The following is an 18,554-nucleotide window of genomic DNA, read 5'->3' as shown; positions in this document are numbered from 1 at the left end:
GAACCCCAAAAACGAAAAAATCAGGCTGGCGCAGATGCGCCGGCCTGATGCAGTTTACAACGGTGGTGCCTACTAGAAGTTTGCACGCATTACAAAAGCAATCCGGCGGTCTGACTTAAACCACGAACGACCGGTTTCGAGCCCTTCGTTGTTCAGTACCATGATGGTTTCAGACTGAGAATTGGTTAAGTTTGTACCCTGAATACCCACGGTGACATTCTCGTTCCAGTTATAGAACACCGATCCATCAAGCTGACCAATGTCGTTGTAGAACAATGGCGCTTTGGAGATAACGTCACGGGTGGTTAACAGGTAACGCGAACGCCAGTTATACGCTAAACGCGCACTCCAGCCGTCTTTCTCGTACATGGCAACAAAGTTGGCCGTGTGTTTAGACTGCCCTTGCAGTGGTACGTTGTCCAGACTTACGCGAATACCGGTATCGGTAAAGTCGTCACCCAGCCAGCTTTCATCTTCTACATCTATTTCGTTGTTCGGTACACCCGACGCATCAATATAGGTGTAGGTAGCCTGAATACCTAAGCCGTCAAACGGGGCAGGCAGCATGTCGTAGAATTGCTGATACGCAATTTCCACACCGTCCATTTTACCCTTGCCACCGTTAGTGGTAGAGCTAACCAGTACCGCTTGTGACAAACCGGTAGTCGGGTTGGTGTACTCCTGTACCGACGCGCCCTGAATAAAGTAGTTTTTCGGGTCTTTGTGGAAGTACGTCATACTCAACTGACCCACATCCGCGAAATACCATTCCAGCGCGATATCATACTGTGAGGATTCCATGGGTTTCAGGAAGGGGTTACCACCTGATCCCGTCCAGGCGGGTACATAGGCAGTTTGTACCAGGTTAGTACCAGGCTCTGGCGGATTTTCCGGATCCGGATTGCTGATAGGACGGATAGCTTGCACGGGTTCATTGCCCAATGAGGCGCGGTTGCGCACATCGCCCATGTCCGGCAACGCTACTGCTTTTGAGTAAGCAAAACGCGCAATCAGATCATCAGCCACTTCCATTTTGAAGTTAAAGCTGGGCAGTAACATTTCAAAATCGGTTTTGGCAGACAAACGCTCTTCCGCATCATTACCAAAGCCACGCTCACTGGCAGACAGGTAGTTTAGCTGATCGCCAATCCAGCGGTTTTCATCTGCCGCCAGCGCTTCTTCCAAATCGGCGTAGTTACCGGCCGCAACCTGGTCGTTTAACCAGTTAGACACGATCTCGCCGGTCAGTGGCGCACCTTGCAATGACTCTGGTGGTAAAAAGTCAGGTACCAGATCCGGGAAGGTAACTGCACCGTCAGCCGTTCTGTCGAGTTTTACGTAACGCAAACCAACGTTACCGCTATAGCGCGTGTCGCCATTGCCTTCAAAGTTTACCCGTACGTAAATAGCTTTGTTCTCTTCTTGCGTGAAGTTCACTTCACCCGGAGTAAATAAGCCATATTTAGCGTCTACTCCGTCGCGGTTGCGATAAGGCACCCAGGAACCACTGTCGGTCATGTATGGCATGGCGCCATTAATGATTGAACGAACATAAGCTTCCGTTGCGTGAATGGTTTGGTTGCCAGGAATATTGGCTACGCCACCACCATGGAAATCAGACCAATCTACATATTCGAAGTTGCTTGCATCTACCGGAATGGTGTCTAACCAGCCCGCTGCATCGGCTCCGGTATACTCCGGTGCCAACGAACCCCAGTTCCAACTGGTTGAACGCACGGTTTGCTCGCGTTTGGCGTACCGCACACCAGCCTGAACTGACGTAAAAATGCTCTCGCTATCAAGGTGATAGGTGCCGTCTAAGCGGGTAGCAAATGAGTCGCCGTTAGAGCGCTCCCAGTGATCCATCGCGCTTCGCAGGTAATAAGAACTAGGATCCTGGAAGTAGTTAGTATCGCCCGCTGGGTCATCGGTAAAGCCAGGATAGACGCCACCTGCATACACTTCCGGATTTGCATCGCGGTAACCGAAATAGGGCTCAAGTAGTGTCATAGTGGGCGTGTTGCCAGTAATATCGTAATACTGACCCGCAAAAGCCGCGGTATGTAATACAACGTCGTCGTCAGACGTTTCTGCCTTGATGTACTGAATATCGGCATTCAGTTCAAGTGCGTCGGTTGCCATCCACTCGAGGTTCAGTGAAAAGTCTTCAACCAGGGTATCCGTTTGTTTCACGCGTGAATCGAACTGGTAAGGGTAACCAAACTGCGGGCGACCACCGCTTTCCCAAGAGCGAATAATACGGTCGTTGTTGCCGTTAGCAGCACGCCACCCATCAACGCCCTGTACCATAGTACCCGAACCAAATACGCCGTTGTCGTCGAATTCAAACTCAGTACCATCCAATGCGCGTGTACGACGGCTGTCGATGTTGTAGTAACCACCCTGGTACTTCACTGCCTGTTCGTGCCACGACAAAGACGCATCAGAGCGAACATACTGCATAGTGGCTAACAGTGTTTCGTCTTCACTTTCCCACTGCAGGGTGCTGGCGAAGCCTTCACGTTTGCGATCGTCGAATTTTTTCAACAGGTTAGAGGCGTTCGGGATCCAAACAGTACCGTTGTTGTCGCTACCTACAAAGGCTTCTGCGCCAGCCAGGTCGCGCGCATAGTACTGAACGAAGGCGTCCGACTGAATACCATGGGACTCTCCATACAATTGTGAATTTGCATAGTTCAAAAGGAACCCGAATTCACCATTGCCGTCCAGATCGATGCGATCACTGTATAAGCCAGAAAACGTAGGACTGCCTTCTTTCGCTAAATCGCCATAGGAGTAATCGCCACCAAAGGCAATAACCCGGCCATCTGAATCAAAAGGTTTACGGGTGCGCAAGCTTACAGTGCCACCGATACCACCTTCAATCATGTCAGCAGTTTGGTTTTTGTAGATATCGACGCCGCCCATCAGTTCGGGTGAAACATCCTGAAACGACAAACCACGGCCACTGTTAGCCGTGAAAGAATCGCGTCCGTTAAATTCGCTTCGCGTTTGGGTCATACCGCGAATGATCGCGCCGCTGCCCTCTACGCTGAAGTGGTCAGGGTCGTCCGGACCGGCAAACCGTTCAATTGATACCCCTGGCAAACGCTGAATAGCTTCCAGTACGCTGCGATCAGGCAGGGTGCCAATGTCGTCGGCCGTGATGGCGTCGACTACCGTATCTGAAAATCGTTTCAGGTTCTGAGCATTCAGCAGGTTGCCTCGAATACCTTTTACTTCAATTGTTTCTACTACTTCTTCATCTTCTGATGATTGCTCTTGAGCGGCAGGTGCTTCCTGTGCCCAGGACGAGTGCAAAGCAGACAAAACGGTTAATGCCAAAATGGACTTATTAAATGGGTGTGCAAATCGCTTGGTGTGTGCCCGTGCTTCAGCCATTATCACGTCTCCGTTGAGATTAAATGGAATAGTTATATCCACTCTTCGATCTATCGCTGCTCCCAACAGCAAAAGGACAGATCTGAGAAAGGGTCCGGGCATAGTGATTCAGTCAATAGAATGTATCAATGGAGTGTTAAAATATCACAACAACAAAACAATAAATCGCAACAAATAATTAACAATAAAGTTAATTAGTAATTACTTAATGAATCGGTTCATATTTGAAATGTCACGTTTTTAGCGATATTTGAGTGGGGTATTGTTACTTTTTGAGGGTTTTTGATTGATGTTGGAAAGGGGTGTTGGCGGTGAATCTGATTCGATTCACCGCGAGATGAAAATAATAAAAATAGATTTAATACAAATTATTCATCGCTGCCAGCGTATACACCAAAGGTGCGTTCCAGTTAATAGCGACTTCATTTGATGCGTAACTACACCAGTCGTCTACATATGACGTTGCCGGAAGATCAGATGGGTAAGTACATCCATCCTGCTGACCACTGTGTGGTCCGCCTGCAACAAAACCCGGAACCGGATCAGCCACGTCATCTGCCTGAGACTGACGGTGATGAATAAAGCGCGGGGGCTTTGTACCAAAGCCGGTAACAAAACTATAGCCAGTGGGGTTTTTACCCAGCACATAGTCTACCAGGTGGCTCATAGCTGTGCGGTAGTTTTCGTTTCCGGTAAGTGAGTAGGCGGTAGCCAGCATCATACCGTGATTCATGGCAACGCCATTGCTGCCCCACACAAAATCATTCTCGAGCATAGCAACATGGAATGCCGATTCGGTATCCGTTGTTACCAGTTGATCAGCGTAATTCAGGAAGTCCTGTTTGATGGTTTGATAGTCACTGGCGCCTAAGCGTGATTCGCCTTCTTTTAATAAACTCAGGTAAGCTAATCCCATGGTGCCGCCCCAACTCGGAGTAGACGGTGTGCCAAGATGAGAACTCACTGCCTCCAGGTATTCAGCTTTACCCGTGGTAATCAATAATTCGCTGGCCGCCCAGGCAAACTCATCACCAAAGCTAGTGTCACCATATTCACCGGTACGCACATTTTCCGGGTTTCTATAAGGCATATCCGGATTGGCAACAGCCCACTGCCAGGCACGCTCAGCTGCATTCTGGTAAGAGTTCGCCGATGCCGGGAATACGCGAGCTGCAGTAGCCATTACCGCCGCAAAGTTAAGCGCGGCCGCTGTGCCTTTGCCCACAAAATAGCGCTGTTCGTTGGCTTCATGGGGCATTACATCAGGGGCGAAATTCAGCGTGGTTAGCTTGTGGAATACGCTGCCATCGCTATCTTGCATGGTTGCCATCCAATCCAAATTCCACAATATTTCGTCAAGCATATCGGGTTGCGTGTTGGTTGACTCCGGAATATTCCATTGGCGATTTGCATAAAAATCACCAAAATCCAGATACGCCCGTAACAGGGTGTAAGTGGAAATACCTGAGTTCACAATGTACTTGTTGTAATCGCCGGCGTCGTACCAGCCTTTGGCGCTGGGGCGAACATCTGACGGGTTATCCAGTACTGCCGCCTGATCGTCCAGGTGTCCTGCAGGGCGCTGCCACTGTCCCGCGTACGCTGGGTCGAGTGCGAAACTGGCCCGGTTAAAGTAGTATGCCTTTATAGCGGCATCGTGAACATCGCCATAAGCGTCGTTGCGAATGGCAAAGCTTACGCTGTCGTTACTGCCATCGAGCGTTAGCCGGTAATTACCTTCTTCGGTGATCGTGCTTACATCAATAATTGAAGCACTTTCGCCTGCCAGTGGCCACATCATTGGCTGGCTGGATTCGCCACTCAATACTACCTGATTGTTGTCTGTTTTGGTTACGTCGAAGCGGTAAACCTGGTTGGCTATAATGACTATCTCTTTTTCCTGCTCAGGAATAAATCCTACCTGATTGGCAAAAAGCGCGATATTATCCGGCGTGCTCACCACCGGCGGTGGTGTGTTTGTACTGGTGTTGTCGGTTCCGCCCCCAGAACAGCCAGATAACAGCAATACCACGGCTGAAGCCGCTGCGCTGAGTGTGAATGGATAACGAGAAAGTGCCCTTGTATATTTCATGATCCCACCTGTGTTTTAACGCTACCTGTTATTGTTTTTGTTCTTCTAGACGAATATTACTTAACGATTAATGCTGTGTTCAAATGGCGGCGCTGGCAAGCCAGCGCGGTTGTATAGCCCAGCTGCAGGGTTGTCTGCCCAGGCATAGCGTACCTTTACCGGCTGCGGTACATCCGGGTGCTGAAGAATAACTTTGTCGCCGCTTAATCGCGCGTTTGCCCAGTAAAACTTGCCGTCTTCACCGGCGATAGCAAAGCTGTTTCGCAACGATGTGTTGGCGTGTAATCCACCCTCGGCACTACTGAATGAAATGATCACTGCGCTGCCATCGGTACTGATCCCATCCACTTCCGGGCCCGTGTAAGTAACCTGATGCTGATAAACCAGCTTTTTTGCCGCGAGCGCTAACCGGTGCCCCACTTCTTTCTTGTTTACCGGATGTATGTCGTTCCACTCGCCAATATCCAGGGTAACAATTAGCGCGGTATTGCCAAGCTCAGTGCTCTTGTACTGCTGATCGCGTAACTGTGCCCAACTACTGTCGGTAGGAACGGCATAACGCTGCATAAAGTTGGTCAACTGCACAATAAAGAACGGTAACTGAGGTTGCTGCCAGCGTGCTCGCCAGTGACTGATCATCGCGGTGAGTTTGTCGCGGTAATCCGCCGGGCGGGATGCATTGGATTCGCCCTGATACCAAAGCACACCGCTGATCGGGAACTGTGTAGCAGGTGCAATCATGGCATTAAACAATCCCATAGGCTTCCAGCGAATAAAGGTTGTTGACGGCGTATTACTGGTTTTGGCTGCTACTTTGTATTTCCAGTCGCCCTGTAAGCTGATGCGGGCCTTGTCGTTGCCCAAATAATAGCGTTTGTCTGGCACAAAGCCGGTACTGCCACCGTTTGAAATTACGCGCAGCGCAATAACGTTATCACCTTTTTGCAGGGCCGATACCGGTACAGTGTAACTGCGTGGCGGGTACTGATAGGTGGTGTTACCTACTTTGTGGCCGTTAACATAGGCTTCATCGGCATCGACTATTCTGCCCAGTCGTAAGGTGAGTGGTTCGGTAGGTAATTCGGCCAGAAATACGTGTTTGCGCAACCACCACACCCCGGCAAAGCCTGCCTCACTGCCCGGAAGATCGCCCGGTAGGCTTAGGGATTGCCAGTCTTTGTCGTTCAATGCAGGCGTATACCAGGGGGTACCGGTTAGCCCTTTATCCTGCTCATTTAATGCGGCATACCAGGCCTGCTGGGCTGCCTGCTCCTGCTGCTGAGTGGCTTCGACGTTGCTGGGATTGGCAAAGTAGTCACCCGCCGCGATGTCATCCGGGTAGTCGGTTAAGATCTCTCTGGCCATCCAGGCTTCAATTGGCGAGCCGCCCAAAGATGCATTCACGATACCTACCGGTACGCCCCCAGACAAATGCAGTTCGCGGGCGAAGTAGTACGCAACAGCTGAGAGTCTTGCGATGTGTGCTGGTGTTGCTGACAGCCACTGGCCACTGCTGTATTGTTGGTTTTCGCCGTCAAAGCGATACTCATCGGGCACAGTAAATTCGCGGATCAGCGGATAGTTGGCATAGTTTACGTCGTCTGGATACGCTTCCTGAACACGCGCCATGGGCAATTCCATATTGGATTGACCCGACGCCAGATAGACATCGCCAAAGTACACATCCTGAATTATCAGGGGGGCTTCTGTTTCGTTTGCTGCTTCGTGTTCAGCTTCAATTTTCAATGTGTATGGGCCGCCTGCTTCGTGGGCAGGGAGCGATATTGACCATTGCTGATCGTGAGCGGTAGTTTCACCAATGAGCGAATTGTTTAGCCACACCTTAACGGTGGTGGCGTCGGTTGTACCTGTGAGGGGAATATTGTGATGTCGTTGCAATACAGCGCCATCAGAAATGAGTCGGTTGAGGGTGAGCGCCTGTGTTGGCAGACTACATAACAACGCCAGAAACAAATACCCAATTCGCATGGCTTACTCCTTGATTGGCCCGATTAGCCGGATTGCTTCGATTAGCTTGTGGATACATCAAATAGCAAAAAGCCTGCTGATTTGCATCAGCAGGCTTTTAAACCGAGGTTATCGGCTGAACAGCACCTGATTAACCTGATTTTCCAGCAACTCTTGCTTACCTGAAACCGGTTTTGGATCCAGATTGCTGCGGGTTGCTAAATCAGCCAGTGATGCCAGAGAATATTCACCGCCCAGGATTTGTTTGCCCATGGCATCGTCCCAGCCTGCGTAGCGCTTCGCTTTGGTGTTGGCGATGAAGTCATTTTCAATGATGGCTGCGGCTTTCTTTAAGCCCAGTGCGCAGGTGTCCATGCCGCCGATATGGCCATAGAACATATCTGCCGGATCGGTACTCTGACGACGCAGTTTGGTGTCAAAGTTGAACCCGCCGGTGGTGTAGCCACCGTTTTTCAGAATTTCGTAACAAATCAGGGTCATTTCTTCCACGCTGTTAGGGAACTGGTCGGTATCCCAGCCTAATTGCGCGTCGCCGCGGTTGGCGTCGATAGAACCAAATACACCCAGAGCAAACGCCGTAGCAATCTCGTGATGGAAAGAATGGCCCGACAGAGTTGCGTGGTTAGCTTCAATGTTAACGGCGAATTCTTTTTCCAGACCAAACTCTTTCAGGAAACCATATACGGTAGCCGTGTCGTAATCGTACTGATGCTTGGTAGGCTCCTGAGGCTTAGGTTCAATTAACAGTAGCCCGTCGAAACCGATTTTGTATTTGTGCTCCACTACCATGCTCATAAAGCGGCCAAACTGCTCTCTTTCGCGCTTTAAGTCGGTGTTCAGCAGGGTTTCGTAACCTTCGCGGCCGCCCCATAATACGTAGTTAGCGCCGCCCAGTTTCTTGGTGGCATTCATTGCGTGGAATACCTGGGTTGCCGCGCGGGCAAATACAGCTGGATCCGGGTTTGTTGCGGCACCCGACATATAACGCGGGTGGCTGAATACGTTGGCCGTACCCCACAATAACTTCATGCCGGTGGCTTCTTGTTTGGCACCCAGAATGTCGGTCATTTCGCTGAAATTACGGATATAGTCGTTAATGGTGTCGCCTTCCGGAGCGACATCGATATCGTGGAAACAGTAAAAGGGTGCGCCCAGTTTGCTGAAAAACTCAAACGCCACATCGGCTTTTTGCTTTGCACGCTCCATGGCGTCGCCTGGTTTTAACCATGGGCGACCGAAGGTGCCACCACCAAACACATCTGCGCCATCCCAACAGAAATTGTGCCAGTAGCATGAAGCAAAGCGCAGGTGCTCTTCCATGGTTTTACCTAACACCACTTCCTTGGGATTATAGTGTTTAAAAGCAAGTGGGTTAGTTGACTCAGCACCTTCGTACTGGATCGGGCTGATGTCCTGAAAGTAGTCCGCCATAAATAGCTCCAAAATGTGGCCGAATGGCCCGTTGAATAATGATTGCAAATAATGTTAGAGCGCAATCAATTCGACAATTATGTTAATTTGAACGTGTCTTGTGTTTTTTGTTAAAAATGTGATTCCAGACTGAAATAGAGTTCACGGAACTTCTGACGACGATGTCTGAAATAATCTGCCAGGGCCGGATCAGGCTGGTATGAACCGACTTTTTTGGGCACCGGACAGATGTCGGAAACCGCTGTTTGGGGATTCACCGCCACTTGTGCCAGTCGCGCAGCACCTAAAGCCGGACCCACATCGCCACCTTCGCGATAGTCCATCTCAATGCCCGACACATTGGCCAGCAACTGACGCCAGTAAACGCTCTTGGCACCGCCGCCAATTAAGCTTATACCATTCACCGATACGCCGCTGTCGTGTACTACATCAATGCCATCTGCCAATGCCATGGAAACACCTTGTATAACCGCCTGTGCCATTTGTGCGCGGGTGGTGGAGGCAGTGATGCCGAAAAAGCCAGCTTTGGCATTGGGGTTGTTATGCGGTGTTCGCTCACCGGTGAGATACGGCAGAAAATAAGGAATGTCCGGATCATCCACCTGGGTGTTGTTCACTACGTTGTTGATCAGACTGGCAACGTCCTGATAACCGGCATTGCGCGCATACCAGTCCAGGCAACTTGCTGCACTGAGCGTAACCGACATCAGATGCCAGCGGTCTGGCATGGCATGGCAAAAGCTGTGCACGGCAGAATCAGGTTTGCTGCGAAACTCGTTGGTAACCGCGAAATACACCCCCGAGGTACCCAGCGACAGCATGGCCTGGCCGGGTTCAACTATGCCGCAGCCAATCGCTCCGGCGGCGTTATCGCCCGCTCCGGCAACAATGGCAACAGACTTCATGCCCCACTTCTCGGCCAGTGAGTTGTTAAGGTATCCGGTTACTTCATTGCCTTCGTACAGTTTGGGCATATGGGACTCATTCAGCCCGCAAGCCAGTAACATGGATTTACTCCAACTGCGCTTGCCTACATCCAGCCAACTGGTTCCGGCGCTGTCCGACATATCCGATGCATACTCGCCGCTAAGCTTGTAGCGCAAATAATCTTTAGGCAGCAGTACTTTAGCAATTTGTTTGTATACATCGGGTTCGTTGTCTTTTACCCACAATAATTTGGGTGCCGTAAAGCCTGGCATCACAATATTACCGGTGATCTTACGCGCATTCGGCACGGTTTTTTCGATGTCATTGCATTGCTGAGCGCTTCTGCCATCGTTCCACAATATAGCAGGGCGTAGCACTTTCCCCTGGCTGTTCAGCAACGTGGCACCATGCATCTGGCCAGCAAGGCCAATGGCTTTAACCCCTTCCAGTGGCATTTTACTCGCCAGGTAGTCCAGGGTTTTGCAGGTAGCTTGCCACCAGTCTTCGGGATTTTGCTCAGACCACAAAGGTTTGGGCATCGACACCGACAAGGGCGCGCTGGAAGATTCGATAACGTTGCCGCTCTCGTCAGTTACAATGGTTTTTACACCGGAGGTGCCTAAATCTATTCCTATATACATATCAATATTCTGGTAAAACGCTATACCCCGTATGCTGATTGCGAAAACATTAAACCGCAATTACGAAAACTTGTTATTATTTTGTTAATTTAGATTCGATGTATTAGTATGCTGCCTGTAAGTAAAAAACATAAAAAATATTTACAGAATTTAGTTCGACGGGGCACATCACATGTTTGAACAAAAACACAGCATTACGTTGCTATTTAACGCCAATAAAGTATACGACCGCCGGGTCATTGCCGGTGTGGGAGAATATCTGCAAACCTCTAAGGTAGATTGGGATCTGTATCTTGAAGAAGATTTTATGGCCCGATTAGAGCACTTAGACGAATGGAGTGGTGACGGCATTATTGCCGATTACGACAATCCGGAAATTCAGGCCGCCTTACAAAAAGCTAAAGTGCCTGTGGTAGGCATTGGTGGCTCCTATTCCAATCCTGAGGATTACCCTGATGTGCCTTATGTTGCTACCGATAACCATGCATTGGTACAGGCGGCGTTTGAACACTTGCGTCAAAAAGGCATTCAGCGCTTTGCGTTTTACGGCGCGCCGGTAAATGAGCATGCGCGTTGGGCTCAGGAACGTGAAAAGGCAGTACTGGAGATCACTCGCGCCCAGGGCTATGAATGTTATGTTTACCGTGGCCATCCGGTGCGTCCGGAAACCTGGCAGTATACTACCAAGCGATTAGCCGATTGGCTGAAGAGCCTGCCAACGCCGATTGGCATTATTGCGGTAACCGACTCCCGTGCCCGCCATTTGCTTCAGGTGTGTGACCACATCGGCATGATCATTCCCGATAAAATGGCCGTGATTGGTATTGATGACGATGAGCTGGCCCGCTATTTAAGTCGGGTAAGCTTAAGTTCGGTGCGTCAGGGATGCTATGAACTGGGTGAACAGGCCGCGCGCTTGTTACATAAAATGCTCAAAGGCCATAATCCGCCTAAAAAGCCCATTCTGATTGCGCCGGAGTGTGTGGCAGAGCGCCAGTCAACCGACTTTAAAGCGATCAGCGATCCACATGTTATGCAGGCTATGCACTACATTCGCCAGAATGCGTGTCGTGGCATCAAGGTTGAACAAGTGCTGGATTACGTTGGCGTATCGCGGTCGAACCTGGAAAACCGCTTCCGCGAAGAGCGGGGGCACAGCATCCATACTGAAATTCACCACGAAAAGCTGCAGCGAGCTTGTAAAATGCTGGAAAACAGTAATGAGGCAACGTCTCAGATTGCGAAAATTTGCGGCTATCCATCGTTACAATACATGTATGCCGTATTCAAGAAGCACTTTAATCAAACGCCCAAAGAGTACCGCGATGCTATGAAAAATAACGAGGACGAAGATAGCTTTATCCTTCAGGTGTCGTAGTCTTTTTTAGTGATGTTGCCTCTACGTATAAAGGCGCCCGGGTCGATTGCAGAGCCGGGCTTTTTTTTGTTTGCTCATCTACACTGGCTATTGTGAAGCCGTTCTATATCACAACATCACTTCCAGGTTTTTCGTTAGACATATAAAGTTTGTTATTTCTGCTGGAAACACTGGTGGCTTTGCTATGTATGATAGGCATCAGCTTGTGAATACTGATAGGCTGATATGAGTCGAGAGAAAACGAACATTTTGTAAAAAGAAGATTCAGACCATTACTACATTAAAGCAAGCAAGCGAATAGTCACATGGGGGCTTAATACTTTGCTTACAGCAGTTGTAGGGTTGTGCGCAACGCAATGTTCACATGAAGTCTGCTAATAGTAATTTCGATGCCATTGGCGTAAAATAATTGCAAAACGGGAGGTGATATGTCGAATACTGTTTCTAAAACCACCAACGGGCACAAAGCAAAGTTCACCCCAAATATGGGAAACTTTAAGGTTAGTTTGAGTTATGAAGGCCTTTCGCTTAAGAAGAGCAGTGATAACCAAACAATTGCCGACCTGAAACGCAAGTATGCGAAATAAATACGGGGTAACCCAAGATAAATACTGTTACCCTGACTCCGACGTTCTAGTCAATCTGCTAAATATCCGTGATGCGGGTAAACTAGCCGAAGCTGAAACTGAATTTTCAGCACATCGTTATATAACTTACCAATCGCCCATTCGGACTCTTACAGATTTTTCATTCGATCATTTAAAGCATCTTCATCATTATCTTTTTCAGGATTTGTATGAATGGGCGGGGACGGTTAGAGATGTCGATATCTCGAAAGGCGATACTCGCTTTTGCACTTGGGCGCGCATTGAGCCTGAAGCAAATAAATTATTTCAAAGCATACCTGCACTAGCTGACCATGAAAGCCGTAACGAGTTAATTGATAAAGTCTCAGATCTATTTTGCGAAATGAACATGTTGCATCCCTTTCGGGAAGGTAATGGTCGAGTACTGCGCTTTTTCTTCGAAGAGCTATTGTTCACGCTTGGCTATAATGTAACCTGGCCAGAGATATCTCAGCAAGACTGGATTGATGTCAATATAGCAGGGGTGAATATGAATCTGGAGTTGTTGAAAGTAATTTTTTCTCAAGCCATTTCAGAATGTTAAGTAATCGCTTTTTAAATCAGGATAGGTAAACGCCAATATATAAACACACCCTGATTGAATATACGCCTGAGGGCCTGGCAGAAGTATATTTGAAATTTGAATGAGGTGAAGAGAGAGCTCATCTGGCGTTCAAATTTTCTATTCCCAATAACATTTCATTCACAAAAAACGCAATTCCAATTGCCGTATTTCATAACGCCCCTTCGTTGAAGCCTGTCACGCTTTCACGTTAAATGCCTGCACGCAGTCTGTTAAAAAAGAATAAAACGTGAAGATAAGACTTATCTCAGTACTAACCCTTGCATGCTCAGCGGTGAGCTGGTCGCTTGCCGCAGAATCGGTTGATGTAGACTGGTTTCGATACGACACCCCCCCATCGCTTTACGAGGTGGCAGATCACCAGTTTCGCAATCCTGTGTTGCCCGGCTATTACCCCGATCCAACCATTGCGAAAAAAGGCGACGACTATTACGTGGTGAACTCATCGTTTGCCTACACGCCTGGCTTGCCAGTGTTTCACAGTAAAAACCTTACCGACTGGGAACTGATTGGCTATGCATTAAACCGTGATTCGCAGGCGTCGTTTGAGGGATTGGGCATCTCCAGAGGACTATTTGCGCCTACCTTGCGCTACCACGAAGGCGTTTTCTATCTGATTAATACCGCGGTTGATAGCGGTGGTAACTTTATTCTGACGGCCACCGACCCGGCAGGCCCCTGGTCTGAGCCCGTGTGGTTACCGGAAGTAGGTGGAATCGATCCGGATATCTTTTTTGATGACAACGGCAAAGCGTATATTGCGCATAATGATGCCCCGCCGGGAGAACCCTTGTACAACGGACATCGGGCAATCTGGTTGTGGGAGTTTGATCTGGCGTCGATGAAGGTACGCGCGGATTCACGTAAACTGCTGGTAAACGGCGGTGTGAATATCAGCGAACAACCGGTTTGGATTGAAGGGCCGCACATTTACAAAAAAAATGGCTGGTACTACTTAACCTGCGCTGAAGGGGGCACCGGACCACAACATTCTCAGGTTGTATTTCGCTCCCGCTCGCTCAATGAGCCTTTTATCCCTTACCAGCACAACCCTATTCTTACCCAGCGCAACCTGCCTTTACCGCGCCCCGATGCCGTGGATGCCGCGGGTCATGCCGATTTTATTGAAGGTCCGGATGGTCGCTGGTGGAGCGTATTTTTGGGTACAAGGCCCTATCTGAATGACTGGTACAACACCGGCCGTGAAACGTTTTTACTTCCGTTGGAGTGGCAACACGACTGGCCCACTATCTTAGGGTCAGGTAAGCCCATTCCGGTGGTGCTGCCCAAACCTTATCCAAATATTCAGAGCAAACAAAGCCTCTTTTACCGTTGGCGTGATGACTTTTCTCAGCCGCAATTGGATTTGCGCTGGCAGGGCTTGCGCAGCTTTAACCGCAGTTGGGCATCCATTGAAGATGGCCGCCTGCAACTGCTTCCCCAGCAAGCCGGGCTCACCAGCAAAGGAGATGTAAGTTACCTTGGCGTGCATCAGTCTGCCGCTGAATATACCGTTGAGGCCTCTATTAATGTGCCTGATAAGGCGGGCGTTAGTGGCGGTATAGCTGCATTCCAAAGCGAGGCGTTTCATTACTACTTTGCGGTAACACATACCACAAATGGCACTATGTTGTTTGTGGAGCGAGCAGTGCAAGGGAATACCAGTACGGTTGCAAGGCACCAGCTTGATAGTAAATTAACTGGCGCACTCACCCTGCGGGTACGCGGCGACAAAGCGCATATTTATTTTGATTTTTACGGCCCCGATGGCTGGACATCCCTATATGATAACACAGGCACAGTGTTAACGCCTGCCATGGATGCCACCTGGCTTAGCACCAACAAGGCGGGTGGCTTTGTTGGCACCACACTTGGCCTGCACAGCCGACAAGACTAACGGAGTAAGACATGTTTAAGCAGTGTTTTGTATTAATAGTCAGCCTGGTAAGCGCGATTGCCCCTGCCATGGCCTATGTGTCTTTTTCTTCTGAGTCGGCTGGCGAACACCCGTTTGTGGTAGCGGAGCAATCCAGTGGTCGGGTTGCAGCAATCTGGGTTGATAGAAACGCAGCGCCAGGGATTTTACTGGCAGCAAAAAGCCTGCAGTCAGATATTCAAAAGGTGACGGGTTTACAGCCTGTGATAATACACGATGAAAATGCGTTGTCGGGACACGTTATCTTGGTTGGCGAACGCGGTGCATCTGCGCCCATCGATCGGCTTATTGCCAGTGGCGTGCTGGCTGTTGAGGCCGATTCCAATCAATGGGAAGGGTATCAACTGGCCAACATTCAACAACCTTTCGGGAAGATTGAACAAGCCTGGGTGATCAGCGGGTTTGACCGTCGCGGGGTCATTTACGGTATTTACGATTTGTCTGACAAGATTGGCGTGTCGCCCTGGTACTGGTGGGCAGATGTGCCCGTTGTTAAGCGAGAGGCGCTTTATATAAGTGCAGGAACGCAGGTAAATGACGCACCCAAAGTAAAATACCGCGGTATCTTTTTGAACGACGAGGCACCTGCACTTACCAACTGGACGCAAGAAAAGTTTGGTGGATATAACGCAACATTATACCAGCACGTATTTGAACTGCTATTGCGCCTGAAGGCGAACTTTTTGTGGCCCGCCATGTGGAACAATGCGTTTGCCGACGACGACCCTCAAAATATGTACCTGGCCCACGAAATGGGCATTGTCATGAGCACCTCTCACCACGAACCCATGATGCGCGCCGACAAAGAATGGAATCGCTATGGCAGCGGCCCCTGGGAGTACTCCACCAATCCCGACAAGCTTTACCAATTCTGGGTTGAGGGGGCAAAGCGATACAAAGACAAAGACGCCATTTTTACCATGGGCATGCGCGGCCAGGCCGACACACCCATGAGCGAAGGTGAAAACATTGGTCTGTTGGAACGCATAGTGGCTGATCAGCGTGAGATACTGGCAAAGCACATCAACAAGCCCATCGATGATATTCCGCAGGTGTGGGCGCTGTACAAAGAAGTGCAGGGCTTTTACGAACGCGGCATGCGCGTACCTGATGATGTAACGTTGCTCTGGGCTGATGATAACTTTGGCAATGTGCGTCGTTTGCCTACCACTGTAGAGTTAACCCGCAAAGGGGGCGCGGGTGTGTATTATCACTTTGATTACGTGGGTGGGCCGCGCTCATACCGCTGGATAAATACCGTGCCGCTGGGCAAGGTATGGGAGCAAATGAACCTGGCCTGGGAATATGGTGCCGACCGTATCTGGATCACCAATGTAGGCGATCTGAAGCCCATGGAATTGCCCATTAGCTTTTTCCTGGCACAGGCCTGGAATCCCACTGCGTTCAACGAATCATCCCCGGCCACCTTCACCCGTAAATGGGTACACAAGCAGTTTAACGGTCAGTTTACCGATGACATTACCCATTTGCTGAACACCTACACCTTGCACAATGGCAGACGTAAACCGGCCGCTATAGCACCTGATACATACAGTGTACTCAACTACAACGAGGCCAGTCGGGTAAGTGCTGAACTGGCCGATGCCGCCACCCTTGCCGGGCAGATTTATGACCAGCTCGACGGCAATTACCGCGACAGCTTTTTTCAGTTGGTTGGGTATCCGCTGTGGGCATCCCAAGCGCTATTTGAATTAAATCATGCCCAGGCCCTTAACCGCCTGTATGCCGATCAGGATAGAAGTTCCACCAACGAGATGGCTGCCAGTGTGAACGGCTGGTTTGCCCGGGATGAGCAACTGCGTGATGCTTATCATGGCTTAAAGGAAGGCAAGTGGAATCACATGATGTCGCAGCCGCATATTGGCTTTGTACATTGGCGAAATCCACCAGCTAACCTGCCGCCGGTGGTTCACACCAAAGCGCTGGCAGTACCTGCTGTGGCTGATATGGGGGTAGCCGTTGAGGGTAGCCGGTTATTCTGGCCTGCCAATGAAGGGATGGGAAAATCTCTGTCGTTACCCACGTTTACGCCATATGGTGAGGCTTCGCGGCTGATCACTGTGTATAACCGTCAGGGCATGTCATTTAACTGGAAAGCCAAGCCGTCACACGATTGGATCAAGGTGTCGGAAACAGGCGGTAACTTAACCGCCGAACAACAGATTGCGGTTAGCATTGACTGGCAAGCACTACCGCCAGGTGAACATACTGGAACCGTATTAGTAACGGGCACTGGGTGGGGCGGTGCAAGCATTGAGGTTACGGCCGTGAAGCCAGCCATAACCGAAACGCCACAACCCGGTGACTTTATTGAAGGTGACGGATACATTTCGGCGAATGCAACCAGTGCCTCGGTGCTGCAAGGCAGCGCAGGTGAATGGCGACTGGTTGCACTGCACGGCAGAACGGGTGACGCCATGCGTGCGGCAATCCCCCCGCATACTTTGCAGAATACCGGTAACGCTCCAGCGTTGCAGTTCCCGTTGTATTTTACCTCTGCGGGCGAATTTGAACTGTCGCTGCAACTGTCGCCGTCTTTGCCCTTTGATACAACCACAGGTATTCAACTGGCAGTAGCACTGGATGATGCCTTTCTGGGAACCGTAAATATGCCCGAAGAGGCGAATAAGAAAGCCTGGGAGCAAGGCGTATTAGACAACGTGAAAACGTTAACGATTACCTTACCGGTTAACAAAGCAGGTCGTCACACGCTAACGGTATATGGTTTAACGCCTGGTGCGGTATTGCAGAAAATACTGATAGATACCGGCGATTTGCAGCCCAGCTATTTAGGGCCAATCGAGCGGCGTTACAAACTGTAATTAGGGGAATAGCAGGGGGATTTCAGCTCCCCCTGTCTGATTTTCTAACTTCTGCATTACTTCATATTACTCCACTCAGATAAGCTCAGCTTATTACCTATATTGCTAAGCCAACGATTGATGCGCTCGCGCTTTGTTACTGAAGTTGAAGGCGACGAAAAAGGGCCTGCATTATCAGGTGAAGCCTTGTTTTTAATTAATTCATGGGGTGGTTTGCTTATTTTGCTGTTCATTCTTTGCGTCCTTATGTGTGCTGTGGATGAACAGTGTTACTGCTTGCGCTTTACTTAACCAACGATCAATTCTAACATTACATATAAGTACTACTTATATTATTGGGCTGGCATGGATAAGCGTCTTCGGTGGTTGAGTCATTTACTGTGTTTCGAGGTGGCCGCCCGGCACCAAAGTTACAGTAAAGCGGCGGATGAACTGGCGATTTCACAGGCAGCGGTGAGCCAAAAAATGCGGCAGTTGGAAGACTACCTCAACGTAAAACTATTTACTCGTCAGGCACGCAGTATGGCGCTCACGGCACAAGGCAAGGTGTTACTGGCGTCTTGTCAGCGCGGCTTCGCCGATATTGTGGAAGGGTTAAATCAGGTGCAGGAAGCGCCGGAAGAGGGGGCGTTAACCGTAAGTTCTACCCAGGCTTTTTGTGCTTTGTGGCTGGTACCGCGTTTGATCGACTTTTATACCGAACAGT

11 protein-coding genes are annotated in these 18,554 nt (G+C 49.7%); 6 read left to right on the top strand and 5 right to left on the bottom strand.

Annotation, left to right across the window (positions count from 1 at the left end):
- Window positions 1-72 precede the first annotated feature (72 nt).
- From ACLR2L_RS03435 to xylB, 5 genes are all read right to left on the bottom strand, one after another.
- Window positions 73-3,402, bottom strand: a complete 3,330-nt coding sequence (locus ACLR2L_RS03435) for a TonB-dependent receptor (RefSeq protein ID WP_413365716.1) — start codon at window positions 3,400-3,402, stop codon at window positions 73-75.
- A gap of 358 nt (window positions 3,403-3,760) precedes the next feature.
- Window positions 3,761-5,494: a glycoside hydrolase family 9 protein gene (locus tag ACLR2L_RS03430; RefSeq protein ID WP_413365714.1), complete on the bottom strand. Its 1,734-nt coding sequence runs from the start codon at window positions 5,492-5,494 to the stop codon at window positions 3,761-3,763.
- Between the two features lie 60 nt (window positions 5,495-5,554).
- Complete coding sequence (locus ACLR2L_RS03425; protein ID WP_413365712.1) at window positions 5,555-7,483, bottom strand: sialate O-acetylesterase; 1,929 nt, start codon at window positions 7,481-7,483, stop codon at window positions 5,555-5,557.
- A gap of 108 nt (window positions 7,484-7,591) precedes the next feature.
- A complete protein-coding gene (xylA, locus tag ACLR2L_RS03420; protein ID WP_413365710.1) occupies window positions 7,592-8,914 on the bottom strand; it encodes a xylose isomerase in 1,323 nt (440 codons plus the stop codon).
- A gap of 110 nt (window positions 8,915-9,024) precedes the next feature.
- Entirely contained in the window at window positions 9,025-10,482 is a 1,458-nt protein-coding gene (gene xylB / locus ACLR2L_RS03415; RefSeq protein ID WP_413365708.1) for a xylulokinase, read from the bottom strand.
- Between the two features lie 172 nt (window positions 10,483-10,654).
- On the opposite strand from xylB, the gene ACLR2L_RS03410 reads away from it, so the two are divergent.
- The 6 genes from ACLR2L_RS03410 to ACLR2L_RS03385 all read left to right on the top strand — a co-directional run.
- On the top strand, window positions 10,655-11,860 hold the full coding sequence (locus ACLR2L_RS03410; RefSeq protein WP_413365706.1) for a XylR family transcriptional regulator: 1,206 nt from the start codon (window positions 10,655-10,657) through the stop codon (window positions 11,858-11,860).
- Between the two features lie 428 nt (window positions 11,861-12,288).
- Window positions 12,289-12,447, top strand: a complete 159-nt coding sequence (locus tag ACLR2L_RS03405) for a hypothetical protein (RefSeq protein ID WP_413365704.1) — start codon at window positions 12,289-12,291, stop codon at window positions 12,445-12,447.
- Window positions 12,437-13,030, top strand: coding sequence for a Fic/DOC family protein (locus ACLR2L_RS03400; RefSeq protein WP_413365702.1), 594 nt, complete (start codon window positions 12,437-12,439; stop codon window positions 13,028-13,030). The genes ACLR2L_RS03405 and ACLR2L_RS03400 overlap by 11 nt, the downstream gene beginning before the upstream one ends.
- Before the next feature lie 268 nt (window positions 13,031-13,298).
- Complete coding sequence (locus ACLR2L_RS03395; protein WP_413365700.1) at window positions 13,299-14,966, top strand: family 43 glycosylhydrolase; 1,668 nt, start codon at window positions 13,299-13,301, stop codon at window positions 14,964-14,966.
- Between the two features lie 11 nt (window positions 14,967-14,977).
- A complete protein-coding gene (locus ACLR2L_RS03390) occupies window positions 14,978-17,848 on the top strand; it encodes a glycosyl hydrolase 115 family protein (RefSeq protein WP_413365698.1) in 2,871 nt (956 codons plus the stop codon).
- A 345-nt stretch (window positions 17,849-18,193) separates the two neighbouring features.
- Window positions 18,194-18,554: LysR family transcriptional regulator (locus ACLR2L_RS03385; protein ID WP_413365696.1), on the top strand; the 361-nt coding region annotated here is incomplete at its 3' end.

The sequence above is a fragment of the Alteromonas sp. AMM-1 genome, assembly GCF_047290655.1.
GTDB classification, from domain to species: Bacteria; Pseudomonadota; Gammaproteobacteria; order Enterobacterales; family Alteromonadaceae; genus Alteromonas; species Alteromonas mangrovi.
Note: the sequence above shows the minus strand (reverse complement) of the source record. Positions and strands in the feature narration are given on the sequence as shown.

Excerpts from the sequence above, each read along its gene's own strand:
- ACLR2L_RS03435 (WP_413365716.1), bottom strand. The coding sequence starts at position 3,402 with ATGGCTGAAGCACGGGCACACACCAAGCGATTTGCACACCCATTTAAT.
- ACLR2L_RS03430 (WP_413365714.1), bottom strand. The coding sequence starts at position 5,494 with ATGAAATATACAAGGGCACTTTCTCGTTATCCATTCACACTCAGCGCA.
- ACLR2L_RS03425 (WP_413365712.1), bottom strand. The coding sequence starts at position 7,483 with ATGCGAATTGGGTATTTGTTTCTGGCGTTGTTATGTAGTCTGCCAACA.
- xylA (WP_413365710.1), bottom strand. The coding sequence starts at position 8,914 with ATGGCGGACTACTTTCAGGACATCAGCCCGATCCAGTACGAAGGTGCT.
- xylB (WP_413365708.1), bottom strand. The coding sequence starts at position 10,482 with ATGTATATAGGAATAGATTTAGGCACCTCCGGTGTAAAAACCATTGTA.
- ACLR2L_RS03410 (WP_413365706.1), top strand. The coding sequence starts at position 10,655 with ATGTTTGAACAAAAACACAGCATTACGTTGCTATTTAACGCCAATAAA.
- ACLR2L_RS03405 (WP_413365704.1), top strand. The coding sequence starts at position 12,289 with ATGTCGAATACTGTTTCTAAAACCACCAACGGGCACAAAGCAAAGTTC.
- ACLR2L_RS03400 (WP_413365702.1), top strand. The coding sequence starts at position 12,437 with ATGCGAAATAAATACGGGGTAACCCAAGATAAATACTGTTACCCTGAC.
- ACLR2L_RS03390 (WP_413365698.1), top strand. The coding sequence starts at position 14,978 with ATGTTTAAGCAGTGTTTTGTATTAATAGTCAGCCTGGTAAGCGCGATT.